Origin of the sequence: Nonomuraea sp. B12E4 (assembly GCF_039871825.1) — a bacterium.
Taxonomy (GTDB): Bacteria; Actinomycetota; Actinomycetes; order Streptosporangiales; family Streptosporangiaceae; genus Nonomuraea.
In genome coordinates this window covers 168092-194432 of the sequence record NZ_JBDPME010000010.1, presented here as the reverse complement: position 1 = coordinate 194432, position 26341 = coordinate 168092, and the positions used below count along the sequence as shown (strand labels likewise).

The window sequence follows — 26341 nt, the reverse complement described above, 5'->3', positions numbered from 1 at the left end:
CGAGCCCGATATGGATCCCGCGGCCGATGTCGATGACATTTGTCATGACCCACCACCGGCACGCCGGGGCCATCACACCCCCATTACGCTGAGGTCATGACGCGTGCAGACAAGGACAAGCCGGTCGTCCTCTCCCGCATCTACACCCGCCTCGGGGACGACGGCAGCACAACGCTCAGCGACATGAGCCGCACCTCGAAGACCGATTCCCGGCTGGCCGCCTACGCCGACGTGGAGGAGGCCAACGCCCACCTCGGCGTCGCCCTCTCCCACGGCACGCTGCCCGCCGACCTCGTGGAGATCCTGATACGCGTCCAGAATGAGCTGTTCGACCTCGGAGCCGACCTGTCCACGCCGGTCACCGACAACCCGGAGTTCCCCCCGCTGCGGGTCGAGCAGTCCTACGTCGACCGCCTCGAAGAGCAGTGCGATCGCCTCAACACCGGCCTCAAGCCGCTGCGCAGCTTCATCCTCCCCGGCGGCGACCCGGCCACGGCCGCACTCCACGTGGCCAGGGTCACGGTCCGCCGCGCCGAGCGCACCACCTGGGCCGCCCTGCACGAGCACGACGACGTCAACCCGCTGACCGCGAAATACCTCAACCGACTGTCCGACCTGCTGTTCATCGCCTGCCGCGTGGCCCACGCCGGCAACGAGATCCTCTGGAAGCCCGGCGGCACCCGCTAGACGTCAGGCGACGTCCAGATAGGCGCTGGGGGGAGCCGACTCCAGCCAGGCCAGGAACCCCGTCATCGCATCGGCGCTCATCGCGATCGACACATCACGCGTGCTTCCGCCGAAATCGACAGCGAAAAGCCCGCCGTCGATCTCACGGCGGGCGGAAACGACGAGGCCGCGCCTCGCTATCGCGTGGCGCGGCCTCAGTCGGATGCCCAGGAGGGGAATCCAGTGAAGCTCCCCGTCGGCATAGCGGGCCACCCCGCTTTGCCAGCCGCCCTCACCCACCCGCAGGCGGCAGGGTACGCTCCCGCGCGAACGGGCCAGCGTGACCCCGCGCAGAACTATGAGGGCGGCACACAGCAATACGATAATCACGACCGTCGCCACCATGCCGCCCCCTGAGCCCGCTGTTCTAAGTATTAAACCTCTTCGCCCGCGGCCTTCAGCCGTGCCCTGGCACGTTTGGCCTCAATGGCCGCGTCGGCGTCCTCATGGTCGGCCTCGATGGAGGCCTGGGCCCGGTCGAGAGCATCACGGGCAGCCGCGACGTCGACCTCGGAGCCTAGCTCGGCCACCTCGGCGAGCACCGACACCTCATTGTCGGCCACGGAGATGAAACCTCCGTGCACCGCCGCGACGAGATCTCCTTCGCCCTCCCGCTTCACACGCAGCACGCCGCCCTCGACGAGGACACCGAGCACAGGTGCGTGTTGCGGCATAATACCGATCTCGCCGTCCACGGTCTTGGCAATCACCATGTCGGCCTCGCCCGACCAGATCTCACGCTCGGGTGAGACAACCCCTACGCGTAGCTTCGCCACTTGTGTAGGTTCCTTTCTGATCAGGTAGTGAGGTGGCCCTTCCGTGCCCCGTCACTACCGCAGGTGCGGGTGGACCGCTGGACGCGGCCCACCCCTGGGGCGATTAGCGGCGCTCGAGTTCCTTGGCCTTGGTCACGGCCTGCTCGATGCCACCGACCATGAAGAACGCCTGCTCGGGCAGGTGGTCGTACTCGCCGGCGCACAGACCCTTGAACGAGGCGATGGTCTCGTCCAGCGGGACGGTCTCGCCCGGCTGGCCGGTGAACGCCTCGGCGGCGTACATCGGGTGCGACAGGAAGCGCTCGATGCGACGGGCCCGCTGGACGGTGACCTTGTCCTCTTCGGACAGCTCGTCGATACCGAGGATCGCGATGATGTCCTGGAGCTCGCGGTACTTCTGCAGGATCCGCTTGGTCTCCTGGGCCACCCGGTAGTGCTCCTCGCCCACGATCTGCGGGTCGAGGATCCGGGAGGAGGAGTCGAGCGGGTCCACCGCCGGGTAGATGCCCTTCTCCGAGATCGGCCGGGAGAGCACGGTCTGCGCGTCGAGGTGCGCGAACGCGTTGTGCGGCGCCGGGTCGGTGATGTCGTCGGCGGGCACGTAGATCGCCTGCATGGAGGTGATCGAGTGACCACGCGTCGAGGTGATGCGCTCCTGGAGCACACCCATCTCGTCGGCCAGCGTCGGCTGGTAACCCACCGCGGAGGGCATACGGCCGAGCAGGGTCGAGACCTCCGAACCTGCCTGCGTGAAGCGGAAGATGTTGTCGATGAACAGCAGCACGTCCTGCTTCTGCACGTCGCGGAAGTATTCCGCCATCGTCAGCGCCGACAGCGCCACCCGCAGCCGGGTGCCCGGCGGCTCGTCCATCTGGCCGAAGACGAGCGCGGTGTCCTTGAGGACGTCCGCCTCCTCCATCTCCAGCCAGAGGTCGTTGCCCTCACGGGTGCGCTCGCCCACACCGGCGAAGCACGAGGTGCCACCGAAGTTACGGGCGACCCGGCGGATCATCTCCTGGATCAGAACGGTCTTGCCGACGCCGGCGCCGCCGAACAGACCGATCTTCCCACCCTGCACGTAAGGGGTGAGCAGGTCGATGACCTTGATACCGGTGACCAGCAGCTCCGTACGGGACTCGAGCTGGTCGAAGGGCGGCGACGGCCGGTGGATGCCCCACCGCTCCTCGATCTTGAGCGATGCGGTCGGCACGTCGAGCGTCTCGCCCAGCGCGTTCCACACGTGGCCCTTGACGACGTCGCCGACCGGCACCGAGATCGGGCCGCCGGTGTCCGTCACGGCCTGGCCGCGGACCAGGCCGTCGGTGGGCTGCATGGAGATGGCGCGTACGAGGTTGTCACCCAGGTGCTGGGCGACCTCGAGGGTCAGGGTCTTGGTCTCGCCGCCGAGGGTCACCTCGACATGGAGCGCGTTATAGATGTCGGGCATCGCATCGACGGGGAACTCCACGTCGACGACGGCGCCGGTGACGCGTGCCACGCGGCCTGTGCCGGCCGCGGGGGCTTCTACAGTCTCAACAGCCTCTGCAGTCATTTCACTCTTTCCCCGCTGCGGCGTCAGCGAGCGCGTTGGCCCCACCGACGATCTCGCTGATTTCCTGGGTGATCTCGGCCTGGCGAGCCTGGTTCATCTGCTGGGTCAGCACCCGCATCAGCTCGTTGCCGTTGTCGGTCGCTGCCTTCATCGCACGCCGCCGTGCGGCCTCCTCCGCGGCCGCCGACTGCAGCAACGCCGTGAAGATGCGGGACTCCACATAACGCGGGAGCAGCGACTCCAGCACGTCGGCCGCGGTCGGCTCGAACTCGAAGTACGGCGGGATCGCGCTGGTGTCCGTCACCTCGGTCTCCTCGACCTCCAGCGGCAGCACACGCTTGACCACGACGTTCTGCGTGAGCATCGACACGAACTCGGTCGACACGATGTGGATCTCGTCGATCCCGTTGTCGTCCTTGAACGAGTCGATCAGCACGTTCGCGATCCGCTTGGCGTCGGCGTAGGCGGGCTTCCGCGAGAAGCCCACCCAACTCCCGCCCATCTCCCGGTTGCGGAAGGTGTGCCAGGTGACGCCCTTGACGCCGGTGACGAACGGCACCGGCGTCAGCCCGCGGCTCTCCAGCAGCCCGCGCAGGGCCTCGGCCTCGCGCAGCACGTTGGCGTTGAAGCCACCGCAGAACCCGCTGTCGCTGGTGACGATGAGCACGCCCGCCTTGGTGGGGTTCTCCTTCGCCACGGTCAGCGGATGGTCGACGCTGGCCGCGTTGCTGACGACGCCGGTGACGGCGCGGGTGATCTCGCGCTCGTACGGCAGAGCCGCCTGCATCCGCTGCTGCGCCCGCACGATCCGCGAGGAGGCGATGAGCTCCTGGGCACGCGTGATCTTCGCGATCGACTTGACCGAGCTGATCCGCCGCCGCAGCAGCCTTAGCTGGGCACCCATGTCCTACTTCTCCGTCGCCGGACGGACGACCTTCTTGATCTTCTCCTGGCCGACCTCGCCCGCCTCCAGCGGGGCCACCGGCTCGTCCTTGACCAGCAGCTCACCGGAGGACGTGGTGAAGCCCTTCTTGAACTCCGTGACGGCGTCCTTGAGGACCGTCACGGCGTCGTCGGAAAGGTCGTTGGTCTCCCGGATGCCGTCGAAGATGCCCTTGTGCGAGGACTGCAGGAAGTCGAGGAACTCCGACTCGAAGCGACGGACGTCCTCGATCGGCACGTCGTCGAGCTCGCCGGTGGTGCCGGCCCACACCGACACGACCTGCTTCTCAACCGGGAACGGCGAGTACTGCGGCTGCTTGAGCAGCTCGACCAGGCGCTGACCGCGCTCGAGCTGAGCGAGGGAGGCGGCGTCGAGGTCGGAGGCGAACGAGGCGAACGCCTCCAGGTCGCGATACTGCGACAGCGACAGCTTAAGCGTGCCCGCGACCTTACGCATGGCCTTGACCTGCGCCGAACCACCGACTCGGGAGACGGAGATACCGACGTTGATGGCCGGGCGCACACCCGCGTTGAACAGGTCGGTCTCGAGGAAGCACTGACCGTCGGTGATGGAGATGACGTTGGTCGGAATGAACGCCGACACGTCGTTACCCTTGGTCTCGATGATCGGCAGACCCGTCATCGAGCCACCACCCATGTCGTCGGAGAGCTTCGCGCAGCGCTCCAGCAGCCGGGAGTGGAGGTAGAAGACGTCGCCGGGGAAGGCCTCGCGGCCCGGCGGGCGACGCAGCAGCAGGGACACGGCGCGGTAGGCGTCGGCCTGCTTGGTCAGGTCGTCGAAGATGATCAGGACGTGCTTGCCCTGGTACATCCAGTGCTGGCCGATGGCCGAGCCGGTGTAGGGGGCAAGGTATTTGTAGCCGGCCGGGTCGGAGGCCGGGGCGGCGACGATGGTGGTGTATTCAAGCGCGCCCGCCTCCTCCAGCCGGGCCTTGACCTGCGCGATCGTCGAGCCCTTCTGGCCGATCGCGACGTAGACGCAGCGCACCTGCTTGGTCACGTCGCCGGAGGCCCAGGCTTCACGCTGGTTGAGGATGGTGTCCACGGCGATCGCGGTCTTGCCGGTGCCACGGTCACCGATGATCAGCTGGCGCTGGCCGCGGCCGATCGGCGTCATGGCGTCGATCGCCTTGATGCCGGTCTGCAGCGGCTGCTTCACCGGCTGCCGCTGGACGACCGTGGGGGCCTGGAGTTCGAGGGCGCGCAGGCCTTCGGACTCGATGGCACCCTTGCCGTCAAGCGGGTTACCCAGGGGGTCGACCACGCGACCGAGGAAGTTGTCGCCGACCGGCACGGACAGGACCTCGCCCGTCCTGCGGACGGTCTGGCCCTCCTCGGTGCCGCTGAAGTCGCCCAGGATCACGACACCGATCTCGCGGGTGTCGAGGTTAAGTGCCAGGCCGCGCGTGCCGTTCTCGAACTCGAGCAGCTCGTTCGCCATCGCCGAGGGAAGGCCTGAGACATGGGCAATGCCGTCGCCGGCGTCGACGACGGTCCCGATCTCCTCGCGCGCGGCGCCTTCCGGTTCGTACGCCTGGACGAAGCGCTCAAGCGCGTCCCGGATCTCGTCCGGCCGGATCGTAAGCTCCGCCATCTCTACTCTGTCTCCCTATCCACGGTCCACCGATTCGCTAGCCGGCCAACCGGCGGCGGACTTCTTCGATTCGTCCCACAATGGTGGTGTCGATGATCTCGTCGCCGATGCGGACCGAGAACCCACCTAGCACTCTCTTGTCGACCTCGACGTTCAGGTGCACGTCGCGGCCGTAGGAGTCGCTCAGCCACGCCGACAGGCGCCGCTTCTGCTCCTCGGTCAGCTCCACCGCGCTGCGAACGACGGCCACGAGGCGCTGGCGCTGCTGCGCCACGAGCTGGCCGACCTCTTCCAGGCCTGACTCCAGGCTACGTCCTCGCGGGTGTACCGCCACCTGCGTGATCAGGCGCAGGCTGGTCGGCGCGACCTTGCCGCCGAGCAGGTCGCGCAGCAGCTCCCGCTTGCCCGAATCCGGGGCGCCCGCGTCGGCCAGGGCGCGACGCAGGTCGGAGTTGGCGGCGACGATGCGGCCGAAGCGGAAGAGCTCGTCCTCCACGTCGTCGAGCCTGGACTGGCTCTCCGCCTCCGCCGCCGCGGCGACGACGCCGAGCCGTTCGAGCACGTCGGCCAGGTCACCGCCGCGCGACCACGGGACCGAGACCGCGGATTCGGCCGTGGCCACCGCCGCCTCGCTGACCTTGCCGTCGAGCAGGGAGCGCACCGCTCCCGCCTTCCGCTCACCTGCCCTGGCCGGGTCGGACAGGGCACGGCGCAGGCCGTGCTCACGGTCGAGCAGGTCCGCGACGGCAAACAGCTCGTCGGAGAGCGTGCCGAGGTCGGCGCTACCGGCGACCGCGTTGAACCGCTCTTCGACCTGCGCGAACGACGACCTGCTCAGGCCCCTCATCAACGCACCGCCTGCGCCGACTGAGAACTCTCCAGCTCATCGAGGAACCGGTCGACGATGCGGCTCTGCCTGGCCTCGTCCTCCAGGGACTCGCCGACGATGCGGCCGGCCAGCTCGGTCGACAGGCGACCGATCTCCGTACGGAGCTGAGCGAACGCCGCCTGGCGGTCCGCCTCGATCTGCGCGTGCGCGGCCTCCACGAGACGGCGGGCCTCTGCCTGCGCCTCCTCACGGAGCTCCGCCTTGATCTGCGCGGCCTGCTCGCGAGCCTCCTCGCGCAGCCTGGCCGCGTCGCGACGGGCCTCCTCAAGCTGCTCGGCGTAGCGCCGCTGCAGGACCTGAGCCTCGGCCTGGGCCTCCTCGGCCCTCTTGATGCCGCCCTCGATCGCGTCGGTCCGCTCGGCCAGCGTCTTCTGGATACGCGGGACGAGCATCCTGCCGACGACGATGAAGACGACGAGGAACGAGAAGATACCGACGACGAGCTCGAAGGTGTGCGGAAGGAGCGGGTTGGCGCCCTCCTCCGCCGCGAGGAGCGCAGCTGCTTTGATCATCATGGGTGCAGCCTTTCGTCAGAAGGGTGATCAGGCAGCGCCGATGTTCTGGAAGATGAACGGCGCGACCAGGCCCAGGAGGGCCAGGGCCTCGGTGAGGACGAAGCCGAGGAGCATGTTCTGGCGGATCAGGGGGTACGCCTCCGGCTGGCGGGCGATGGCCTGCACGCCCTGGCCGAAGATGATGCCGACGCCGATGCCGGGGCCGATGGCGGCGAGACCGTAACCGATGGCGGTGACGTTGCCGGAGACCTCAGCGAGAACGCTCATTGCTTATTCCTTTACTGGACGGCCGGTGAAGGGAAGTCTCACCGGTCATGGATATTCCGGTATGTGGTTCTCAGTGTTCTGCGTGCAAGGAGTTACCGATGTACATCGCTGCCAGCATCGCGAAGAGGAACGCCTGCAGGTACTGGATGAAGATCTCGAAGGCCGTGAAGATGATCGTCATGATCACGCCGACCACGCCGACGCCCGCGCCCAGCGGGGTCAGCTTCTCGAAGAGGAACCAGAAGCCCACCATGCTGAAGAAGGCCAGGAGCATGTGACCGGCGAACATGTTCGCGAAGAGTCGGACCGCGTGCGTGAACGGCGCGATGATCAGGTTGGACAGAAACTCGATCGGCGCCAGCAGCAGGTAGATGCCCTTGGGCAGTCCCGGCGGGAACATCATGTTCTTGAAGTAGCCCCAGCCGCCCTGGTGCTTGATGCCCAGGTAGATCTTGAGAACGTAGATCAGCGCCGCCAGCACGATCGGGAAGGCGATGTGCGAGGCCACCGGGAACTGCAGGATCGGCACGACGCCCATCAGGTTCCAGACCAGAACCAGGAAGAAAATGGACACCAGCAGGCCCATCCACCGGTCCGCGTCCTTGCCGAGGAAGGGCCGGGCGACCTGGTCGCGGACGAACATGTAGCCGAACTCGACGACGTTCTGCACACCCCTGGGGACCACCTTGGGGTTGGCGAAGGCCGCCCAGCAGACGCCGACCACCAGAAGCATGCTGATGATGGCGAGCAGAACCGGCTTGGTGAACCAGTCGACCCCGGGAATGATCGGAGTAAAGGAGTTGAACAGCTCGTCAGGCGACGGTGCCTGGAACTGGTCGGCGGGAGCTAGGACCGTCAGCGCGTTCACGCGGCGTTCCCTTCAACGTCGTAGTGGATCACAAGAATTTCCTCATCGGCGGAGTGATCGCCGGGTGGGGCTAGCGACCGAACTTCCGGTATGCCAGGTAGCCGCCGAGCACCACCCCTAGGACGATGCCTATGGGGAAGAACGCGGACATGTCCAGCCAGCGGTCCAGCAACCAGCCGATTCCGCCGTAGACGGCCATCCCTCCGACCAGATAGCTGGGGACTGACCACATGGCGTCGGCGAAGTCGCGACCGTCTTCTTCCGGTCGGCGTTCCTGTGCGCTCATCGCGGGGCTGACGATAGCAGGCAAGTGGAGGACTAGTCATATCGGGCCCCGCCCGGGCACCGATCTCATGACTCGCCCTTTCCCGGAACGGAGGCCTCCGGATCGACGTAGAGCATCTTCGTCTTGAGGAACGCGCGGACCTCGAAACCCGTCCAGACAAGCGTGCAAACCACGACCGACCAGGCGAACGCCACGGTGTTCCAGGCGGTGGTGTCGCGGAAGGAGGACAGCACGACCATGATGACGACGACTTTGACGAGGTAGCTGACCATCGCGGCGATCGCCATCATCTGGGGGGAGACACGCGCGGCATACGACACCGCCACCACGCTGATGCTGAAGAAAACCCCGACTAGCAAGGTGCCGAGCGCCGCGCCCAGCGCGCCCTTGCCGCCTGCCACCAGAAGTGAGGCGACCACGGCCACCAACCCGACCGCGAAGGTCGGGATCGCGGCGCTCCTGAGTACGCGCACGTCATTGGCCTGCATCGGTGCTCCATCAACATGTTATCAAGCGAGCGTTTGCTACCCCTAGAACCGGCGGGTCTGGGGCCCCTGCTCGTGAAAGATATCACAAGCTCACGGAAGACCGCTTTTACCTGCCGTTTCTAGTTCGCGATCAAGAACGGCTCGGAAAGGCCGGGATGACCGGTTTGCCCTCGGCAGACGCGCGCTCGGCCGAAGGGCCGTCCGCGGGTGGCTCCTGCCGTCTGACCTCGGTGTCCGGCAGGATCGGTGGCATCGGACCGGTGGGCGGCCCGTCGTCGTCGCCCTTGCCGCGCGGCGCCGAGTGCGCCCCGCCCTTGCTCCGCCAGCGCGGCAGGGCCATCAGCACCAGAACGGCCACCGCCAGCACGATGACCACGGGGAACAGCAGGACCGGCACGCCCACGGTGGACATGCCCACGATGCCGAACGAGAACAGGAAGGTCCAGGCGTACATGATCAGCACGGACCGCCGGTGCGAGTGGCCGATGTCCATCAGCCGGTGGTGCAGGTGACCGCGGTCGGGCGAGAATGGCGACAAGCCGTAGGAGGTGCGCCGCACGACCGCGGTGATCAGGTCGATGAGCGGCAGCACCAGCACCGCCGCGGGGATGAGCAGCGGCAGCACCACCGGAAACTTGTTCATCTCCACGATGGCCCAGGTGTCGACCGGTGTCACGGTGATGATCGAGGAGGCCAGCACCAGCCCGATCAGCATGGCGCCGGTGTCGCCCATGAAGATCTTCGCCGGGTGGAAGTTGTGCGGCAGGAAGCCCAGGCAGGTGCCGATGAGCACGGCGGCGATGGCGGCCGTGGCGGTGATGTTACTGCCGTTGATGTCCTGCGAAATGATGATCGAATAGGCCCAGGTGGCCAGGCCGGCGATGCACACGATCCCGGCGGCGAGCCCGTCGAGCCCGTCCACGAAGTTGACCGCGTTGATCGTCACGACCACGACCAGGATGGTGATGACGGTGCTGAGCGTGTAGTCGAGGCTGGTCGGGCCGCCCCAGGCCTCCGGCAGCGGGAGGGAGGTCAGCCGCATCCCGAAGAAGACCAGCACCCCGGCCGCCGCAACCTGGCCGGCCAGCTTGATGAAGGGGTCCATGCCCCACCAGTCGTCCAGGAACCCGGTGAGCGTGATGAGCCCGCCCGCGACGATCAGCGCCAGCACCGGCTGGGCGTCCGTGTTGCCCGTCAGCGCCGAGCCGGAGTGGGTGAGCTGACCGGCCAGCACCAGGCCCGCGACCAGCCCGCCGTACATGGCCAGGCCGCCCAGCCGCGGCGTCGGCGTGGTGTGCACGTCACGATCGCGAATCTCGGGCATGGCACCGATGCGGATGGCGAAACGGCGCACCAGGGGGACCAGCAGGTAGGTCACAGCTGCCGAGATGAGCGCCATGAACAAGTATTCGCGCACGTACCTAGTTTCCCGGATCCTCCGGCCGACTGTGACCGGAAAACGACTCAGACCAGCTTAATATTCGCTCAGATATGGCCGATGTATGGCCAGAAGCGCCGAAACTCTTTCCCGAACCTCGCTCGCGCCGCCCGGCCGGCGCACCGCGCAGGCCACCAGAGTCCCCACCTCTTTGAGCTCCTCGGGCCCCATGCCCTGGGTCGTCACGCACGGCGTGCCGACACGGATCCCCGAGGTCACGGCCGGAGGCTGGGGGTCGTAGGGGATCACGTTGCGGTTGAGCGTGATCCCGGCCGCCGCGCACCTGCGCTCCGCCTCCGCCCCCGACACCCCGATGTCCCGCAGGTCTATCAGGGCCAGGTGGGTGTCCGTGCCGCCGGACACCGGCCGCATCCCCGCGGCGGCCAGCGCGTCCGACAGCGCCCGCGCGTTCGCCACCACCCGCCTGGCGTACTCGGCGAACTCCGGCCGCATCGCCTCCCCGAACGCCACCGCCTTGGCCGCCACCACGTGCATCAGCGGCCCGCCCTGGACGAACGGGAACACCGCCCGGTCGATCTTCCTCGCCAGCTCCCCGGTGCACAGGATGGCACCGCCGCGCGGCCCGCGCAGCGCCTTGTGCGTGGTGAGGGTCACCACATCCGCGTACGGCACCGCCGAGGGGATCACGCCGCCCGCCATCAGGCCGATCGGGTGCGCCGCGTCAGCCAGCAACCACGCCCCCACCTCGTCGGCGATGCCACGGAAGGCCGCGAAGTCGATCAGCCTCGGGTACGCCGTGGCGCCACACACGATGAGCTTGGGCTGGTGCCGCAGCGCGAGGTCGCGCACCTCGTCGTAGTCGATGAGTTCGGTGTCCCGACGCACCCCGTACGAGACGACGTCGAACCATCTTCCGGAGAAGTTCACCTTCGAGCCATGGGTGAGGTGGCCGCCGTGCGGCAGGGCCATGGCCAGCATGGTGTCACCTGGCTGGAGCAGGGCGGCGTAGGCGGCCAGGTTCGCGGAGGCGCCGGAGTGGGGCTGGACGTTGGCGTGCTCGGCGCCGAACAGCCGCCGCGCCCGGTCCACCGCCAGCCGCTCGGCCCGGTCCACGACCTCGCAACCGCCGTAGTAGCGCCGGCCCGGGTAGCCCTCGGCGTACTTGCTGGTGAGGGTGGATCCCAGGGCGGCCAGGACTGCGGGCGAGGTGAAGTTCTCGCTCGCGATGAGTTGGAGCCCGCCGCGAACTCGGTCCAGTTCGTCGAGCAGGACCTGAGCGAGCTCGGGATCCTGCCGCTGCAGCAGCCCGAAGTCCGGGCCGTAGTAGGGCTGCGCACCCATTTCCCTACTACGACCCGATGTCCCGTTTCTCCCATATGCCAGCGTTCTGAGCCGAAATTTCACCTCATTGGAAGGCATGTGGGGCGTTGGCCGCCGTCGGAATCCAGCGCGGCGTGTCGGCCGCCTCGTCGCTGATCGCGGTCAGCACGGAGTGGCGGTAGACGGCCAGTCTGGTGCGCCATTCGCGGATGTCCTCGACATAGCGCTTCCCCACCGGGGCGTCCCACGTCTGCGGGCTCCTGGCCAGGTCGTACGCCTTGTCGAGGGCGCTTGTGAGGGTTTCGAGCTGCGGTATGACGGTGTTCCAGGCGACGATCAGGCGCTGGTAGTCCGGGTTGAACTCCCAGGCCCGCTGCGGGTCGTCCAACGGCCCCGTGGCGACCGGCGGAACCTCGTCGCGCCCCCTGGGCCTCGGCGCGGGCGGATCAACGTACATCACGCGCTCCTCTCCGGCCCACCAGGCTCCACCGCCCCCGACCCCCCAGCCGGCCCGACCTCCCTGTCCACCCACTGCCCCCTGCCGTACTCACCGGACGGAACCTCCGGAGACGGCAATTCCGTCGGCTGCACATCACGCACGTCGTCCAGCAGCACCCTGAGCACCTCAGGATCGATCGGCGCCACATTCACGGAAACCACGCCCTCCCCCTCACCAACCCAAGCCCCGGCACCACCCCCCACCACAGCCTCGCGGCCCCCCACCGCCCCAGCCACGTCGCCCAGAGCCCCACCAGTCCCTGCGACGCCACCGGTCGATCCGACCACAGCGCCGGCGGACGACGCGGCACTGGTGGACGATGCGGCCGTCGCGCCGGTAGACGATCCCGTCGCAGCGCTGCCTGGCTGATCGGTGGCGGGCGGCGTCGGCGGGATCCTCACGGGCTCTCCTTGCCCGCCTGTCCCCCGCTCACCAGTGCCCTGATCTCCGGCCCTCCGCTCACCTGTGCCCTGATCTCCGGCCTCGCGATTACCCGTGCCCGAGCCCTCCGAGCCCTGGTCGCCGGCTTCCCGACCCGCACCCCGGCCACCGGAGCCTTCATCACCGGCCTCCCGACCATCAGCGCCCCGGCCACCGGAGCCCTGGTCACCGGCCTCACGACCACCAGAGCCCTGTCCATCGCCGGTCCCCTGACCTGGCTGATCTCCTGCCGACCGGTCCGGAGTGGTGCCCGTGCCGCCAGGCGACCGATCCGTGTCCGAGGGGCATGCGTCGTCGACCCGTCCGGTGGAGGCCGCATCGCCGGCTGACCGCCCCACCGCATCCCCGCCGCCGTCACCCGCCGACCCACCGCGGACAGGCGAGCCGTCACCGAGCGAGCCGCCGTCGGCGGGTGAGCCGTCGGCCGGCCTGTCGTATGCGGGTGTGGCGGGGATGCCTGACGTTTCTGCCGTGGAGCCGCCGGCTGTTCCCGGTGGTGGGAGTGTCACCCCGTCGCCGCTGCCCGCACCTGGCCGGCCTGGGTCGATCGAGCTTGCGGGACCGTCCGGGCGGATGTCGCGTTCGGCCCAGTCGCCCATCCCGTACTCGCCCGCGGGGACCTCGACCCGGGGCATGTCCACCGGCGGGATGTCCCGGTAGTTCTCGATCACCGTCTTCAGCGCGTCCGGACTGGGCGGGGCCGTCTTGGCGGAGACCACGTCGTTTCCGTCGTTGGCCCAGGTGTTGCCGTTCGCGGCATTGGTGGAGTCTGCGGGCACCTTCGGCATTTCCGCGGGTTGCACGTCGTTGGGCCGCTCCAGTAGGGCTTCCAGTTGCTCGGCCGTCGGCGGATCTATGGGCACCTGGAGCACCTTCACGCCATCGACCACCACGATCTGCGGCTTCGTCGCGTCCTGCTGGTCCTTGGCCGGGGTGCCGGTCGCAGCCCCGTCGGCTTCGACCCCGCTGTCCCCCCTGCCGCCCACGTCGTCGTCCTTGGACTGGTCCGCAGGTCGGTCGCCGGTCGCACCATCGCCTCCGGTGTCCTGACCCGCCCCGGTGCCCTCCCCTGTTCCGGCGCCTTGCCCCGCCCCGGTGCCCTGCCCTGTTCCGGTGCCCTGCCCTGTTCCGGTGCCCTGCCCTGTTCCGGTGCCCTGCCCTGTTCCGGTGCCCTGCCCTGTTCCGGTGCCCTGCCCTGTTCCGGTGCCCTGCCCTGTTCCGGTGCCCTGGCCGGTCCCGATGTCCCCCGTCCCGGCCCCAACGTCACTTCCGGCCCTCGTGTCCTGGCCGGTCCCCGCGCCCTCCGCGCCGTCGCACGATTTCCCGCCGGAGTCCGCCCTGGCCTCGCCGTCGCCGGCCTTCGCCTCATCCCCGGTTTTGGGATCATCCTCGACTTTCGGGCGATCCCCGGTCTTCGGATCTTCCTCGCCCTTCGGACGATCCCCGGTCTTCGGATCTTCCTCGCCCTTCGGACGATCCCCAGTCTTCGGATCTTCCTCGCCCTTCGGACGATCCCCCGGTCTGGCGTCATCGCCGGCTCTGGCCTGGTTTCCGTCTTTCCCGGAGTTCCCGCCGTCGTCCCTGGTCCCGCCCTTGCCGACGGCCCCTTCCTCAGCGGCTTTCGGCTCCTCGCCGGCTTTCGGCACCTCGCCCCTCCGGCCGGCGTCATCACCCTCGCCAGGCGCGTCATCGGCGCCCGGAGGGTTGTCCTGCCGCCCCCCGCGAACGTTGCCCTCGTCGGCCGACTCCGCCCCCTCGCCCGGAACGTTCCCGCGGGGCTGATCAACCCGTTTCTCCAGCACCCCGAGCCGGACGTTGACGTCCTTGACCATCGCGTCGACCGCCTCGGCGACCTGGACGGGACGTTGGGTGGTCTGGGTGGCGAGGCCGGCCCGGCTCATCGCGGCCCTGACCCGGTCTTCGACCCCGCGCATCTGCGTGGCCGCGTGCTTGACCTCGGTCAGCAGGTCACGAACCAGCTTGGGGTCCATGCCGTCGAACTTGCCCATCGGCCACTCCCGGACGTATCACCGCTCCGGGCCTCACCGTAATCTTGGCCGCGGCACAGCCGCAGCCGGGATAAGCAGACGGTATCGGTCAGTCGTCGGTGGCGACGTAGCCGATGATGCCGCGCAGCTTCTCCACCGGGATCGCCCCGCGCCGCAACATCCTGGGCACGGCCGTGGTGAGGTCGAGGATGGTGGAGGGCGTGCTGTCGGTGGTCGTGCCGCCGTCGAGATAGACCGCGACCGAGTCGCCGAGCTGCTCCTCGGCCCCCTCCGCCGTGCTGGCGGGCGACGCGCCCGAGCGGTTGGCGCTGGAGACGGCCATGGGACCGGTCTCCTTGAGCAGGTCGAGCGCGACCGGATGCAGCGGCATGCGGATGGCCACCGTGCCCTTGGTCTCCCCCAGGTCCCAGGTTAGGGCCCTGTTGGCCTTGCAGACGAGCGTGAGCGCCCCGGGCCAGAAGGCGTCTATCAGGTCCTGCCCGTACGGTCCCAGGTCCTCCACGAGCGCTGTGGCGGCTCTGACGGTGCCCACGAGCACGGGCGGCGGCATCTCCCGGCCCCGCCCCTTGGCATCGAGCAGCGCGGTCACGGCCGCCGGCGTGAACGCGTCGGCACCGATGCCGTAGACCGTGTCGGTCGGCAGCACCACCAGCTCGCCGCGACGCACGGCGGCGGCGGCCTCTTTCAGTCCCTCGCTCCGCTGATCGAGGTCGGAGCAGTCATAGCGTCTTCCCACGGCGTGCATCCTAGTCCTGGCCCAGCCGGGCCGTGACGAAGCGGTCTCTTCTGGTGAGGTCCTGGCGAAGCCGTACGTCCCGCCAGCCGTTGTCCTCGGGGAAGGTCAGGTAGACCGCCCTGCCCTGCTCGTCGGCGTGCTCGACGACGACCCAGCCGCCGGGGCGCAGCAGGCGCCGCGCCGTACGCTCGACCGCGCGCACCTCCCCAAGCCCGTCCTCGCCCGAGCCGTAAAGAGCCCTGGAGGGGTCGTAGTCGCGCACCTCGGGGTCACGCGGGATCGCGCCGGGCGGGATGTAGGGCGGGTTGGAGATGACCAGGTCCACCTTGCCGTTGAGCTCGGGGAGTGCCTCCGCGAGGTCCTCGGGGTGCAGGTGGGTGCGGCCCTGGCCGTGCTCGGAGATGTTGCGCTTGGCCCACGTGTACGCGGCGGGATCGACCTCCACGGCGTGCACCTCGGCCAGCGCCACCTCCTGGGCGATGGACAGCGCGATCGCCCCCGACCCGGTGCCCAGGTCCACCACGAGCGGCGCGGTCACGTCCATGGCGCGCAGCGTCTCGATGGCCCAGCCCGCCACGACCTCGGTCTCCGGCCGCGGCACGAACACGCCGGGCCCGACCGCGAGCTCCAGGTAACGGAAGTAGGCGTGCCCGGTGATGTGCTGCAGCGGCTCGCGGGCCTCCCGCCTGGCGACGCCCTCCCAGAACAGCGCGTCGAAATCGGCGTCCTTGACCGTGTGCAGCTCGCTCCTGCGCACGCCGTGGACGAACGCCGCGATCTCCTCCGCGTCGGTGCGCGGGGAGGGAACACCTGCCTCGGCCAGCCGGGCGGTGGCGAGGGCGATCTCGTCCAGCAGAAATGTCATGAGTGTTGTGCGAGCTTCTCCGCCATCTCGGCATCGATGAGGGCCTGGGTGACGGCGTTGAGCTCACCGTCGAGAACCTGGTCGAGGTTATACGCCTTGAAGCCCACCCGATGGTCGGAGATGCGATTTTCCGGGAAGTTGTACGTGCGTACGCGCTCGGACCGGTCGACCGTGCGGACCTGTGACTTGCGCTCGGCCTGGGCGGCGGCCTCGGCCTCCTCCTGGGCCACGGCCAGCAGCCGGGCCCGCAGGATGCGCAGGGCCGACTCCTTGTTCTGGAGCTGGCTCTTCTCGTTCTGGCACGAGACGACCACGCCCGTGGGCAGGTGGGTGATGCGGACCGCCGAGTCGGTGGTGTTGACGCTCTGGCCGCCGGGGCCGCTGGAGCGGTAGACGTCGACGCGCAGGTCGTTGGGGTCGATCTGGACGTCGACCTCCTCCGCCTCCGGGTAGACGAGCACACCCGCGGCGCTCGTGTGGATGCGGCCCTGCGACTCGGTGACGGGCACCCGCTGCACCCGGTGCACCCCGCCCTCGTATTTGAGCCTGGACCACACGCCCTCATCGCCCTTGGCCCTGATGCCGACCGTGACGTCCTTGTAGCCGCCGAGGTCGGAGGGCTGGCTGTCGATGACCTCGGTCTTCCAGCCGAGCCGCTCGGCGTAGCGGAGATACATTCGCAGCAGGTCGCCCGCGAACAGCGCCGACTCCTCACCGCCCTCGCCCGCCTTGATCTCCATGATGATGTCCTTGTCATCATTGGGATCGCGCGGGATGAGCAGGTGCCGGAGCCTCTCCTCCAACTGGGGGATGCGCTCCTCGATCTCGGCGGCCTCGGCCGCGAACGCCTCGTCCTCGCCCGCCAGCTCCTTGGCCGCGGTCAGGTCCGCGCGGGCCGACTCCAGCTCGCGATAGGTGCCGACGATCGGCGTGAGCTGGGAGTAGCGCCGGCCCAGGGTGCGGGCCCTGTTCTGGTCGGCGTGCACGGCGGGGTCGGCGAGCTGCAACTCCAGCTCGGAATACTCCTTGAGCAACTCGTCGAGATTCACCGTGCGTCCTTCGTCTGGAATGTGGCCCTTGTCTCACCAACAACGCCGGCCCAGGCGCACCGAGATGCGTCCGGACCGGCGTGAGTGAAGCTACTTGCCCGTGGCCTTCTTGCCGAAGCGCTTCTCGAAGCGCGCCACCCGGCCGCCGGTGTCGAGGATCTTCTGCTTGCCCGTGTAGAACGGGTGGCAGGCGGAGCACACGTCAGCGTGGATCACGCCGTTTTTCGCGGTGCTGCGGGTGGTGAACGTGTTGCCGCAGGAGCAGGTCACCTGCGTCACGTGATAATCAGGGTGAATGTCGCGCTTCATCGCTGTCCTTTCGGGGCCGCGGCCGCCGGGTCGCCGTGACAGGCGTGAACCGGAACCGCGAAATGGTCAGCTACCAGTGTGCCAGATCGTGCAACCATCCCAGGCCATCCGGCATTCCCACGATCTTCACTCAGGCCACACCTGCCTCAGCGGCCCAGGTACGTGAGCACGGCGAGCACCCTCCGGTGGTCCTCCGGCGCGGGCCCGAGCGCCAGCTTGGCGAAGATGCCGGAAATATGCTTCTCCACCGCGCCTTCCGTGACGACCAGCCCGGAGGCGATCGCGGTGTTTGAACGACCCTCGGCCATCAGGGCCAGCACCTCCCGCTCCCGCGGCGACAGCGAGTCGAGCGGGGCGCCCCTGCGCTGGCGGCTGAGCAGTTGCACGACCACCTCCGGGTCGATGACCGTCCCGCCCGCCGCCACCTGCCGCACCGTCCCAAGAAACTCGGCCACGTCGGCCACCCGCTCCTTCAGCAGGTAGCCGACGGCCCGGCCGATGAGGTCGCCGGCGTAGCGCTCCTCCACGTACTCCGCACCCAGGACTCCGCTGCGCGCGTACTAACGCCACCCGCTAACGCCACCCGCGAACATTCACCCAAACCCCACACGCAACACGGACCCCTCGCACACATCCGCGCCCCGCCGTCACCGCAGACCACGCCCGAACATTTGGCGAACTCCGGACGACAGGAAAAGGGACGACCGGGGAAACCCCGACCGCCCCTTCCCAGGGATCCGCTAGTCGCGGTCGTTGCTCACCGTGGTCTTCTGGACCTGCAGGAGGAACTCCGCGTTGGACTTGGTCTCCTTCATCTTCTCCAGGAGCAGCTCAAGAGCCTGCTGCATGTCCAGCGCGTGCAGCACCCGCCGCAGCTTCCAGACGATCTGCAGCTCCTCCTTGGCCATGAGGATCTCTTCCTTACGCGTGCCGGACGCGTCCACGTCCACCGCCGGGAAGATGCGCTTGTCGGCCAGGGAGCGGTTGAGCTTCAGCTCCATGTTGCCGGTGCCCTTGAACTCCTCGAAGATGACCTCGTCCATCTTCGACCCGGTCTCGACCAGGGCCGTGGCGAGGATCGTCAGCGAGCCGCCGTTCTCGATGTTGCGGGCGGCGCCGAAGAAGCGCTTGGGCGGGTAGAGCGCCGTGGAGTCGACACCACCCGACAGGATGCGCCCGGACGCCGGGGCCGCCAGGTTGTAGGCGCGGCCGAGGCGGGTGATCGAGTCGAGCAGGACGACCACGTCGTGGCCCAGCTCCACCAGGCGCTTGGCCCGCTCGATGGCGAGCTCGGCGACGGTGGTGTGGTCCTCGGCGGGACGGTCGAAGGTCGAGTGGATGACCTCGCCCTTGACCGACCGCTGCATGTCGGTGACCTCTTCAGGCCGCTCGTCCACGAGCACGACCATCAGGTGGCACTCGGGGTTGTTGCGGGTGATCGCGTTGGCGATGGCCTGCAGCACCATCGTCTTACCGGCCTTGGGCGGCGAGACGATCAGACCACGCTGGCCCTTGCCGATCGGCGAGACCAGGTCGATGATCCGCGTGGTGAGGATGTTGGGCTCGGTCTCGAGCCGCAGGCGCTCCTGCGGGTAGAGCGGCGTCAGCTTGTTGAAGTCCGGCCTGTTGCGGGCCTGCTCCGGGTCCATGCCGTTGACGGTGTCGAGGCGGACCAGGGCGTTGAACTTCTCGCGCCGCTCGCCCTCGCGGGGCTGCCGGACGGCGCCGGTGATGACGTCGCCCTTGCGCAGGCCGTTGCGGCGGATCTGGGCCAGCGAGACGTAGACGTCGTTGCTGCCGGGCAGGTAGCCGCTGGTCCTGACGAACGCGTAGTTGTCCAGGATGTCGAGGATGCCGGCGATCGGGATGAGGACGTCGTCGTCGCCGATGACCGGCTCGCCGCCCTCGAAGCGGTCGCGGCCACGGCCACGGTTGCGCTCCCTGAAGCGGCCCCTGCGGCTGCGCCCGCCGCGGTCGTCGTCGTCGCCCCGCTGGTCACCGCGCTGGTCACCGCGCTGGTCGCGCTGGTCGCGGCCACCCGCGTCGGCGGCGCGCTCGCGCTGCTCGCCGCGCCCGCCGTCGGCACGGCCGCCCTCACCGCGGTCGCCGCCCGAGCGGTCACCGCTGCGGTCGCCACCGCGGTCACTGCTGCGGTCACTGCTGCGGTCGCCACGCTCACGACGCTCGCCGCGGCTGCGGCGCTCGCGACGGCTCTCGCCGCGCTCGGCCCTCGTGTCGCCCTGCCCGGTCTCCACGGGTTGCGCGGACTGAACGGGCTGCGCGGGCTGCTCCACGATCGGGTCCGCGGAAGCCGCGGCGGCCACCGGTACGGGGGCCGCGGCCACGGGCTCGGCCGGCTGCGCCGCCGGTGGCGGGGCAGGCTCCTCGGCTGTCTTGGTGCGGGAACGTTCCCTGCGCGTCCGGGTCGGCCGCTCGGCCGCCGGCGCCGCGTCCGTCGCGGCTGGAGCCTCTGCCGCGGGCGCGGCGGCCGGTGCGCCATCGCCGGAAGCGCCACCCTGCTTCTCCTGGATGGCCGCGATGAGCTGGCTCTTCCGCATGCGCCCGGTCCCGCTGATGCCCAGCTCCGCTGCCATCTTCTGCAGCTCGGGCAGCACCTTGGCGGACAGTCCGGTGCCGGAGCGACGCGCACGCGGCTTGGCCGGAGCGCGGGTGGGGGTGTCGCCGGACGCCGGCTCAGCGCCTGATGCGTCGGAGAGGAGTTCGGTGGTGTCGCTCAACTAAAAGGTCCTTCCCAGGGGTCGGGCGCCGGTTTTGTTCTGCCGGACGTCCCGGAGGTGCTTGCGATCCGGCGGGACAGACCGGGTCGGGGTGCACTTTGCGATCTTCGGCTGTCGCTGGGGACGGCCGCCACTCTTGGGGAGGGGCTGGTCCACGCCGCCCATGGGCCTTGGCGCGTGGCTGACACCCCCCGGATTGCTGTCGCCAACCAGATGTCGAGATGCTTCGAACGCGCAGGTCCCCGTCGTCGCCACCTCGCGTCGAGCCAACCGGGTGTGGGCCAACCGGAGGCGACGGATTCCGGGGAGACAGCCGCGCTGCGCACGCCTCGCGACGTGAAGCATGATGCAGCGATGTATGGCTGACAAGCACGCACCCACCAAGGGGGCATCTGGTGCGGCTATCAGCCTAACATCACCAGCGCACACGGCTATTCCCTGAAGGTCTAAAGAGGCATCAGCGTGTCTCGGGGAACTGAACGTTCGCACCAACCGGGTCGACGTCCATTTGCTGGATGTGCCAGTCATTACCCACTTCTGGCGCGATCAAATCCTGCGAATCCGATGTCGAAAACGCAAGCACCGTGGGACCCGCTCCCGAAACCACGGCGGGCACGCCCACCGCACGCAGACGTTCTACCAGATCCGCGCTCTCTCGCATGGCAGGCGCGCGGTACTGCTGATGGAGTCGATCTTCTGTACCGGCGAGCAAAAGCCCTGGTTCCGGCCGCTGGGTCAGCGCGGCGATCAGCAACGCGGCCCGGCCGGCGTTGAAGGAGGCGTCCTTGTGGGGCACATCCTTCGGCAGCAGTCCCCGTGCGGTCTCCGTGGCCAGCCGCGTCGCGGGAACGAAGACGACCGGGCGGACGCGCGCATCGGGAACAAATTTCACCATATGCGGTGCTCCGGCCTGGTCGAACCAGGCCACGGTCAGCCCGCCGGCCAGGCACGGGGCCACGTTGTCCGGATGGCCCTCCAGCTCGGTGGCCAGCTCGAAAACCGCATCGTCGGAGAAATCCCCGCCGGCCAGCGCGCGGGCGGCCAGGATGCCCGCGCAGACCGCCGCCGAGGACGATCCCAGGCCGCGGGCGTGCGGGATCCGGTTGCGGCAGCGCAGGCGGATGCCCTCCGGCTGAGGGAACCCCATCCTGTCGAACGTCGCCCGCATGGCCCTGACGACCAGGTGCCCCTCGCCGAGATCTACCTCCCCCGCGCCCTCGCCCTCCACGGTGACGTGCACACCCCGGTCACCGGTCAGCGTGGCCTCGACCTCGTCGTACAGACCCAGCGCCAGCCCCAGCGTGTCGAACCCCGGCCCGAGGTTCGCCGAGGTGGCCGGCACGCGAATCTCAACGGTCCTCATCCACTCACGTTTCCTCCCCGTGCCCACGTCATGCGAGATTGAGCGCCGCCGCGGCGGCGTGAACGTCGATGGGAATGACGACCGGCGCGGGCGCCCCCGAGATGGCCCAGTCGGGATCCTTGAGCCCGTTGCCCGTGACCGTGCAGACGATGCGCTGCCCCGGATCGACCATGCCCTGCGCGTGGGCCTGCAGGAGCCCGGCCACGCTGGCCGCCGACGCGAGCTCCACGAACACGCCCTCTTCCTGCGCCAGCAGCTTGTACGCCGCCGCGATCTGCCGGTCGGTCACCGACTGGATGGCCCCGCCCGACTCGTCGCGGGCCGAGGTGGCCAGCGACCAGGAGGCCGGGTTGCCGATGCGGATCGCGGTGGCGATCGTGTGCGGGTGGGCCACGGGCGCCCCCTCCACGATCGGCGCCGCGCCGCTGGCCTGGAACCCGAACATGCGCGGCCGCTTCGACGACACGCCGTCGTCGAAATACTCGCGATAGCCCATCCAGTAGGCCGAGATGTTGCCCGCGTTGCCCACCGGGATGCAGTGGATGTCGGGCGCGTCGCCGAGCGTGTCGACGATCTCGAACGCCGCCGTCTTCTGCCCCTGCAGCCGGTAGGGGTTGACCGAGTTGACCAACGCGATCGGATAGCTGGAGGACAACTTCCTGGTCATCTCCAGGCAGTCGTCGAACGACCCCTCGACCTGCAGCAGCGTGGCCCCGTGAACGAGCGCCTGGGCCAGCTTGCCCATGGCGATCTTCCCCTTGGGCACCAGCACGGCGCAGGTAAGCCCCGCGCGAACGGCGTAGGCCGCCGCCGAGGCCGAGGTGTTGCCGGTGGAGGCGCAGATGACCGCCTTGGCCCCCTCCTCGACCGCCTTGCTGATGGCCATGGTCATCCCGCGGTCCTTGAAGCTGCCCGTCGGGTTGGCCCCCTCGACCTTCAGGTAGACATCACACCCCGTGAGGGCGGACACCCGGTGCGCGGGCACCAGCGGTGTGCCGCCTTCGAGCAGCGTGATGACAGGCGTCTTCGTCGTGACAGGAAGACGCTCGCGATATTCCTCTATGAGGCCACGCCACGACCTGCTCATGATGACTCCCTACCTGCGGTGTTGGGCACAGAGTGTACGGGGTGGGGCGACCCGTCGTTGAGCCGCGTCCACAGGACGGACGGGCCACGTAAAACCCTCGTTGGACAGGGGCACTATTCAGGAAATTCTCAGCATCTCCCGATAAGGTCTCGGCAGGGGGTCACCACCATGAACGCGCGTCCTGCTCTGAGGCAGAACGACTATTCACCAGTAGCGGCACCGCCGCTCGGCACCTGGACACCCGCCCTCTCCGTGAGCGTGGTCATACCCGCTCACGGCGGGCAGGAACGGCTGGATCTTACGCTGGCCGCGCTGGCGGCGCAGACGTACCCGGCCCATCTCATGGAGGTCCTGGTCGTCGACGACGGCAGCGATCCGCCGATCCGGCTGCCCGAGCTGAGACCGGCCGGCACCCGCGTCGTTCGGGTGCGTGACGGCTGGGGCATCTCCAACGCGGTCAACACCGGCGCCAACGCCGCCGACGGCGAGATCATCCAGCGGCTGGACGCCGACATGGTGGCCTGCCGCGAGCACATCGAGGCCCTGGCCCGCTGGCACCACGTGACGGACTACCTGGTGACGATCGGGATGAAGAAGTTCGTCGAGGCGCCGCCCGTCACTCCGCGGGAGGTGTTCAGGGCCGAGCACCTGGGAGAGGTGTTCGACCTGGCCGGGGCGGTGGCGAGCTCCACCGAGGCGACGATCGCCAAGACCGAGGGGCTGCGCAAGAGCCGAAACCCCTACCACGTGTGCACCGGGCCGACGTTCGCCCTGCCCAGGGAGGTGTTCCACGCCGTGGGCGGGCTGGATCCGAACGTCGTGCGGGGCGAGGACACCGAGTTCTCCTACCGGCTGGCGATGCACGGCGTGGTGTTCGTGCCCGATCTGGACGCCGAGGCCGTACACCTCGGGTTGCCGGCGCAGCGCCGCGACAAGGAGCGGGCCGTGCGGGCGGTCGAGCCGTACCTGGCGCACCGGATCCCGCTGCGCAGGGACCTGCGCAAGGAGCGGGGACGACGGTGGCTGGTGCCGTACGTGGAGATCGTGTTCGACGTCCGGGACACCTCGATGGCCGTGGTGCGGGAGGCGGTGTCGGCGGCGCTGGACGGCAAGCTGCAGGACGTCGTGGTGACGCTGGTGGCGCCGTGGTCGCTGCTGGACTCCTCGCGCCGCTTCGCGATCGGGGACGCGTGCATGGAGTTGCGGCTCATGCGCGAACTGTTCGCGCATGACGAACGCGTCCGGCTGATCGACGAGGCCGCCCCGACGCCCGCGCCGACCCCGTTCCGCTACCGTGGCCCGGTGGACGTGGCACTGCACCGGGTGACGCTGGAGCGCATGATCGAGTCGGTGCAGCAGGATCTCACGGGCGTGCTGGTGGTGGACCTTCCCGACGGGCGTACGGCCCGGCTGGAGCGCACCTCGGCGCTCGGGCGCGCCCTCCTGCTCGCCGGCCCGGGCGCGGACCCGGACACCGTCATCGCCACCACCCACGGCGTACGCCACGAGCCGCCGGACCGCTTCTGGCCCGCCGCCGCGAAGCCCGAGCCGGTCACCATCCCGGCCCCGCCGCAGGCGGTCGTGGAACCACCGGAGAAGACCCTGCTGAGACGCCTGAAGTCGGCCCTCCGCCCGAACTGACCCACCCACCGCCCTCCGCGTCTCACCGCGGCCGGGAGGATCGCGCCGGGGCACCCTTATGCCGCCGCGGCCTCCATCAGCAGGCTCGGGCGGAAGCCGCGCCACTGGTTGGCGGCCACCTTGAGGAAGTGGGCCAGCGGCAGTTGCCACGTGTGCTCGTCGCTGAGCCCTCGGCGCAGGACGTAGCCCAGGCCGTGGGTCCGGTAGATGCGTGCCCCGGCTTTTTGCGCCGCCTTGAGGAATTCGAGGTCAACGGCCCGCGGCAGGCCAGGGAATCCCCCGATGTCCTGAAATTTCGACAAAGGTGTCAGGATCGTGCCGCCGGCGACGTGGTCGGTCCAGACCTCGCTCGGATACTTCGCCCCGCTCGCGAACGTCGTCCGCCTGATCATGGCCCGCAACGGCTCCAGATAGAAGAACTCGGCCGTCGTGCCCACCACGTCCGCGCCCGCGTACGACAGCGCCATGAACAGGTCGGCCAGGTGGCGGGGACCGTACCAGTCGTCGTCGTCCCACTTCGCCACGTAGTCGCCGCTCGCCAGGCCCGCCGCCCGGTTGAGCACCTCGCCAAAGGGCACCGACGCCTCCGCCTCGACCCACTCGACGGGCAGCGAACAGGCCTCGACCGCCGCGCGTACCTGCTCGAACGCCACCCCGTGCAGCCCCAGCAGCACTTCCACCTCGACGTCGCGCTGGCGCTCCATCTGGGCCAGCGCCGTCCCGACCATGCCCGGCCGCTTGGTCGACATGACGATGCTGACCTTCGGCCGGCCGGGGGGGTGGGCCAGCCGGCGCAGGCGTACGCTGTGCTCCTCGCGCCGCAGGTCGGCGAGGGCGCGCGGGGTGCCGTCGGCGGCGTGGCCGAGCCAGTCGCGGTCGGTGAGCAGCGCGGCGAGGCCGGCGGGCACCCAGGGAGCCGCCCGCTCGGCCGTCAGCGGGATCCCGGCCGCCGCCAGCCGCAGCAGCCCGCCCAGCGGCACCTGCTCACCGGGCCACTCGACCTCCAGCCCGCGCAGCGCGTGCAACTCGGCCACCTCGGGCGCCGCGCCCTCGACCACCCACCCGCCGTCCGCCCAGTGCAGGCGCCCCAGCCCCTTCTCCGGCGTACGCACAAAGCCGCAAGGGGTGACGGACATGGGCATACTCCTCAGCCATGGGGACTCGATCGGCGCCTACCTTACGCCCGTTCCACCCCCCGAAGACGCCTACGCCCACATTCGACCGACCGACCTGAACGGCCGAGCCGACGCACGCGCAGGGGAGGCCGGCACCCGAGCCTAGGCGTTTCCGCGTCCTTGGGATGCCGGGTGGACGCACACACGAAATGCACCGTCCGCCGCTCCACGTCAACGAGATACCGCACGCGCCCGCCGGAGGTCACTTCATATTCCCACTGCGGAAGATCACAGCCACCGAGATTCGCCGTTGCCAGCCGACCGCGGCGAATCTCATTCGCCATTCGCCGCCAATGGAAGGCGGCGCCACGTCATCGCCGCGCTTCGGACTCAGGGGGCGAGCACCTCACCGTGATCCTCGTCCGGCAACGGCCGGGTGAGCTGCCCGGTCAGGGTGGGATCGGCCAGGATGCGGGCGGTCGCGCGCCATTCGGCGATGGCCCGGTGCAGGGTGGCGTGGACGTCCAGATCCACGGCGTCTCTGGTGGCGTCCACGACGTCCTGCACGAACTCCCGCCTCTCCTCGGCCGACAGATGCCGGACCCAGGAGAAGACGACAGGCAGCGCCCGCTCGACCGCGCGGATCCCCTCGTCGCTGGCGACGAGGGCGGCGAGCAGGTGGGCCACGACGTTGGCGGTCTCTTCCCTTTCCCGATCATGCTGGGCGGTCGTGAGGTAAAGGTCTTCTCCGTCACGGCGCCTGATATGCACCCGATGCACGCGATTGAGCGTCTCGGCGACTTCTTTCGAGTGCTTCGAGAGATCAGAAAAGGGAACGGTCGGCGT

At 69.1% G+C, this 26341-nt stretch carries 26 protein-coding genes and 1 pseudogene; 2 read left to right on the top strand and 25 right to left on the bottom strand.

What is annotated here, in order from left to right:
- Window positions 1-96: 96 nt before the first annotated feature.
- On the top strand, window positions 97-687 hold the full coding sequence (locus tag ABGB18_RS23770) for a cob(I)yrinic acid a,c-diamide adenosyltransferase (RefSeq protein ID WP_347697772.1): 591 nt from the start codon (window positions 97-99) through the stop codon (window positions 685-687).
- 3 nt (window positions 688-690) lie between these two features.
- On the opposite strand, the gene ABGB18_RS23765 is transcribed toward ABGB18_RS23770, so the two are convergent.
- The 23 genes and pseudogenes from ABGB18_RS23765 to thrC all read right to left on the bottom strand — a co-directional run bounded on the left by ABGB18_RS23765 (window position 691) and on the right by thrC (window position 22739).
- A complete protein-coding gene (locus ABGB18_RS23765) occupies window positions 691-1071 on the bottom strand; it encodes a DUF2550 domain-containing protein (RefSeq protein ID WP_347697771.1) in 381 nt (126 codons plus the stop codon).
- A gap of 29 nt (window positions 1072-1100) precedes the next feature.
- Window positions 1101-1502 carry a F0F1 ATP synthase subunit epsilon gene (locus tag ABGB18_RS23760; protein WP_090935559.1) on the bottom strand — a complete coding sequence of 134 codons (402 nt, stop codon included), beginning with the start codon at window positions 1500-1502 and terminating at the stop codon, window positions 1101-1103.
- Window positions 1503-1605: 103 nt separating this feature from the next.
- Window positions 1606-3054 carry a F0F1 ATP synthase subunit beta gene (atpD, locus tag ABGB18_RS23755; protein ID WP_347697770.1) on the bottom strand — a complete coding sequence of 483 codons (1449 nt, stop codon included), beginning with the start codon at window positions 3052-3054 and terminating at the stop codon, window positions 1606-1608.
- A 1-nt stretch (window position 3055) separates the two neighbouring features.
- Window positions 3056-3958 (bottom strand): F0F1 ATP synthase subunit gamma, encoded by a 903-nt coding sequence (locus ABGB18_RS23750; protein WP_347697769.1) that lies wholly within the window; start codon window positions 3956-3958, stop codon window positions 3056-3058.
- Window positions 3959-3961: 3 nt separating this feature from the next.
- A complete protein-coding gene (gene atpA / locus ABGB18_RS23745; RefSeq protein WP_347697768.1) occupies window positions 3962-5611 on the bottom strand; it encodes a F0F1 ATP synthase subunit alpha in 1650 nt (549 codons plus the stop codon).
- A gap of 37 nt (window positions 5612-5648) precedes the next feature.
- On the bottom strand, window positions 5649-6458 hold the full coding sequence (locus tag ABGB18_RS23740; RefSeq protein ID WP_347697767.1) for a F0F1 ATP synthase subunit delta: 810 nt from the start codon (window positions 6456-6458) through the stop codon (window positions 5649-5651).
- Window positions 6458-7015, bottom strand: coding sequence for a F0F1 ATP synthase subunit B (locus ABGB18_RS23735; RefSeq protein ID WP_347697766.1), 558 nt, complete (start codon window positions 7013-7015; stop codon window positions 6458-6460). Before ABGB18_RS23735 ends, ABGB18_RS23740 begins: the two co-directional genes overlap by 1 nt.
- A gap of 27 nt (window positions 7016-7042) precedes the next feature.
- A complete protein-coding gene (atpE, locus tag ABGB18_RS23730) occupies window positions 7043-7282 on the bottom strand; it encodes an ATP synthase F0 subunit C (protein WP_347697765.1) in 240 nt (79 codons plus the stop codon).
- 70 nt (window positions 7283-7352) lie between these two features.
- Window positions 7353-8150, bottom strand: a complete 798-nt coding sequence (gene atpB / locus ABGB18_RS23725; RefSeq protein WP_347697764.1) for a F0F1 ATP synthase subunit A — start codon at window positions 8148-8150, stop codon at window positions 7353-7355.
- Between the two features lie 70 nt (window positions 8151-8220).
- Entirely contained in the window at window positions 8221-8436 is a 216-nt protein-coding gene (locus ABGB18_RS23720) for an AtpZ/AtpI family protein (RefSeq protein ID WP_347697763.1), read from the bottom strand.
- Window positions 8437-8501: 65 nt separating this feature from the next.
- On the bottom strand, window positions 8502-8924 hold the full coding sequence (locus ABGB18_RS23715) for a hypothetical protein (RefSeq protein WP_347697762.1): 423 nt from the start codon (window positions 8922-8924) through the stop codon (window positions 8502-8504).
- Between the two features lie 130 nt (window positions 8925-9054).
- On the bottom strand, window positions 9055-10341 hold the full coding sequence (locus ABGB18_RS23710; protein ID WP_347697761.1) for an MraY family glycosyltransferase: 1287 nt from the start codon (window positions 10339-10341) through the stop codon (window positions 9055-9057).
- Between the two features lie 57 nt (window positions 10342-10398).
- On the bottom strand, window positions 10399-11664 hold the full coding sequence (gene glyA / locus ABGB18_RS23705) for a serine hydroxymethyltransferase (RefSeq protein WP_347697760.1): 1266 nt from the start codon (window positions 11662-11664) through the stop codon (window positions 10399-10401).
- Window positions 11665-11728: 64 nt separating this feature from the next.
- Complete coding sequence (locus ABGB18_RS23700; protein WP_347697759.1) at window positions 11729-12100, bottom strand: hypothetical protein; 372 nt, start codon at window positions 12098-12100, stop codon at window positions 11729-11731.
- Window positions 12100-14484: a hypothetical protein gene (locus ABGB18_RS23695; protein WP_347697758.1), complete on the bottom strand. Its 2385-nt coding sequence runs from the start codon at window positions 14482-14484 to the stop codon at window positions 12100-12102. Before ABGB18_RS23695 ends, ABGB18_RS23700 begins: the two co-directional genes overlap by 1 nt.
- A 196-nt stretch (window positions 14485-14680) precedes the next feature.
- Complete coding sequence (locus ABGB18_RS23690) at window positions 14681-15328, bottom strand: L-threonylcarbamoyladenylate synthase (protein ID WP_347697757.1); 648 nt, start codon at window positions 15326-15328, stop codon at window positions 14681-14683.
- Between the two features lie 10 nt (window positions 15329-15338).
- Window positions 15339-16193, bottom strand: a complete 855-nt coding sequence (gene prmC, locus ABGB18_RS23685; protein WP_347697756.1) for a peptide chain release factor N(5)-glutamine methyltransferase — start codon at window positions 16191-16193, stop codon at window positions 15339-15341.
- Window positions 16190-17242: a peptide chain release factor 1 gene (gene prfA / locus ABGB18_RS23680; protein WP_347697755.1), complete on the bottom strand. Its 1053-nt coding sequence runs from the start codon at window positions 17240-17242 to the stop codon at window positions 16190-16192. The genes prmC and prfA overlap by 4 nt, the downstream gene beginning before the upstream one ends.
- 90 nt (window positions 17243-17332) lie before the next feature.
- A complete protein-coding gene (rpmE, locus tag ABGB18_RS23675) occupies window positions 17333-17551 on the bottom strand; it encodes a 50S ribosomal protein L31 (RefSeq protein ID WP_139627932.1) in 219 nt (72 codons plus the stop codon).
- 146 nt (window positions 17552-17697) lie between these two features.
- Window positions 17698-18096: pseudogene (locus tag ABGB18_RS23670) on the bottom strand (LuxR C-terminal-related transcriptional regulator); the annotation flags it as partial.
- A gap of 195 nt (window positions 18097-18291) precedes the next feature.
- Window positions 18292-20289: a transcription termination factor Rho gene (gene rho / locus ABGB18_RS23665; protein ID WP_347697754.1), complete on the bottom strand. Its 1998-nt coding sequence runs from the start codon at window positions 20287-20289 to the stop codon at window positions 18292-18294.
- A 457-nt stretch (window positions 20290-20746) separates the two neighbouring features.
- Window positions 20747-21652 carry a homoserine kinase gene (gene thrB / locus ABGB18_RS23660; RefSeq protein ID WP_347697753.1) on the bottom strand — a complete coding sequence of 302 codons (906 nt, stop codon included), beginning with the start codon at window positions 21650-21652 and terminating at the stop codon, window positions 20747-20749.
- 28 nt (window positions 21653-21680) lie between these two features.
- A complete protein-coding gene (gene thrC, locus ABGB18_RS23655) occupies window positions 21681-22739 on the bottom strand; it encodes a threonine synthase (RefSeq protein WP_347697752.1) in 1059 nt (352 codons plus the stop codon).
- A gap of 168 nt (window positions 22740-22907) precedes the next feature.
- Between thrC and ABGB18_RS23650 the strand changes: the two genes are divergently transcribed.
- Window positions 22908-24380, top strand: coding sequence for a glycosyltransferase (locus tag ABGB18_RS23650; RefSeq protein ID WP_347697751.1), 1473 nt, complete (start codon window positions 22908-22910; stop codon window positions 24378-24380).
- 56 nt (window positions 24381-24436) lie between these two features.
- Here the strand turns inward: ABGB18_RS23650 and ABGB18_RS23645 are convergent, their stop codons facing one another.
- Both ABGB18_RS23645 and ABGB18_RS23640 read right to left on the bottom strand, forming a co-directional pair.
- Window positions 24437-25516: a glycosyltransferase family 2 protein gene (locus tag ABGB18_RS23645; protein ID WP_347697750.1), complete on the bottom strand. Its 1080-nt coding sequence runs from the start codon at window positions 25514-25516 to the stop codon at window positions 24437-24439.
- 369 nt (window positions 25517-25885) lie between these two features.
- Complete coding sequence (locus ABGB18_RS23640) at window positions 25886-26275, bottom strand: hypothetical protein (RefSeq protein ID WP_347697749.1); 390 nt, start codon at window positions 26273-26275, stop codon at window positions 25886-25888.
- Window positions 26276-26341 lie beyond the last annotated feature (66 nt).

Bases quoted from the DNA above. Each gene is read 5' to 3' on its own strand.
- ABGB18_RS23650 (WP_347697751.1), top strand. From the start codon at position 22,908: ATGAACGCGCGTCCTGCTCTGAGGCAGAACGACTATTCACCAGTAGCG.
- rpmE (WP_139627932.1), bottom strand. From the start codon at position 17,551: ATGAAGCGCGACATTCACCCTGATTATCACGTGACGCAGGTGACCTGC.
- ABGB18_RS23715 (WP_347697762.1), bottom strand. From the start codon at position 8,924: ATGCAGGCCAATGACGTGCGCGTACTCAGGAGCGCCGCGATCCCGACC.
- ABGB18_RS23700 (WP_347697759.1), bottom strand. From the start codon at position 12,100: ATGTACGTTGATCCGCCCGCGCCGAGGCCCAGGGGGCGCGACGAGGTT.
- thrC (WP_347697752.1), bottom strand. From the start codon at position 22,739: ATGAGCAGGTCGTGGCGTGGCCTCATAGAGGAATATCGCGAGCGTCTT.
- ABGB18_RS23770 (WP_347697772.1), top strand. From the start codon at position 97: ATGACGCGTGCAGACAAGGACAAGCCGGTCGTCCTCTCCCGCATCTAC.
- ABGB18_RS23645 (WP_347697750.1), bottom strand. From the start codon at position 25,516: ATGTCCGTCACCCCTTGCGGCTTTGTGCGTACGCCGGAGAAGGGGCTG.
- thrB (WP_347697753.1), bottom strand. From the start codon at position 21,652: ATGAGGACCGTTGAGATTCGCGTGCCGGCCACCTCGGCGAACCTCGGG.
- ABGB18_RS23720 (WP_347697763.1), bottom strand. From the start codon at position 8,436: ATGAGCGCACAGGAACGCCGACCGGAAGAAGACGGTCGCGACTTCGCC.
- ABGB18_RS23695 (WP_347697758.1), bottom strand. From the start codon at position 14,484: ATGAGCCGGGCCGGCCTCGCCACCCAGACCACCCAACGTCCCGTCCAG.
- atpA (WP_347697768.1), bottom strand. From the start codon at position 5,611: ATGGCGGAGCTTACGATCCGGCCGGACGAGATCCGGGACGCGCTTGAG.
- ABGB18_RS23750 (WP_347697769.1), bottom strand. From the start codon at position 3,958: ATGGGTGCCCAGCTAAGGCTGCTGCGGCGGCGGATCAGCTCGGTCAAG.
- atpE (WP_347697765.1), bottom strand. From the start codon at position 7,282: ATGAGCGTTCTCGCTGAGGTCTCCGGCAACGTCACCGCCATCGGTTAC.
- ABGB18_RS23765 (WP_347697771.1), bottom strand. From the start codon at position 1,071: ATGGTGGCGACGGTCGTGATTATCGTATTGCTGTGTGCCGCCCTCATA.
- ABGB18_RS23740 (WP_347697767.1), bottom strand. From the start codon at position 6,458: ATGAGGGGCCTGAGCAGGTCGTCGTTCGCGCAGGTCGAAGAGCGGTTC.
- atpD (WP_347697770.1), bottom strand. From the start codon at position 3,054: ATGACTGCAGAGGCTGTTGAGACTGTAGAAGCCCCCGCGGCCGGCACA.
- ABGB18_RS23735 (WP_347697766.1), bottom strand. From the start codon at position 7,015: ATGATGATCAAAGCAGCTGCGCTCCTCGCGGCGGAGGAGGGCGCCAAC.
- prmC (WP_347697756.1), bottom strand. From the start codon at position 16,193: ATGACATTTCTGCTGGACGAGATCGCCCTCGCCACCGCCCGGCTGGCC.
- glyA (WP_347697760.1), bottom strand. From the start codon at position 11,664: ATGGGTGCGCAGCCCTACTACGGCCCGGACTTCGGGCTGCTGCAGCGG.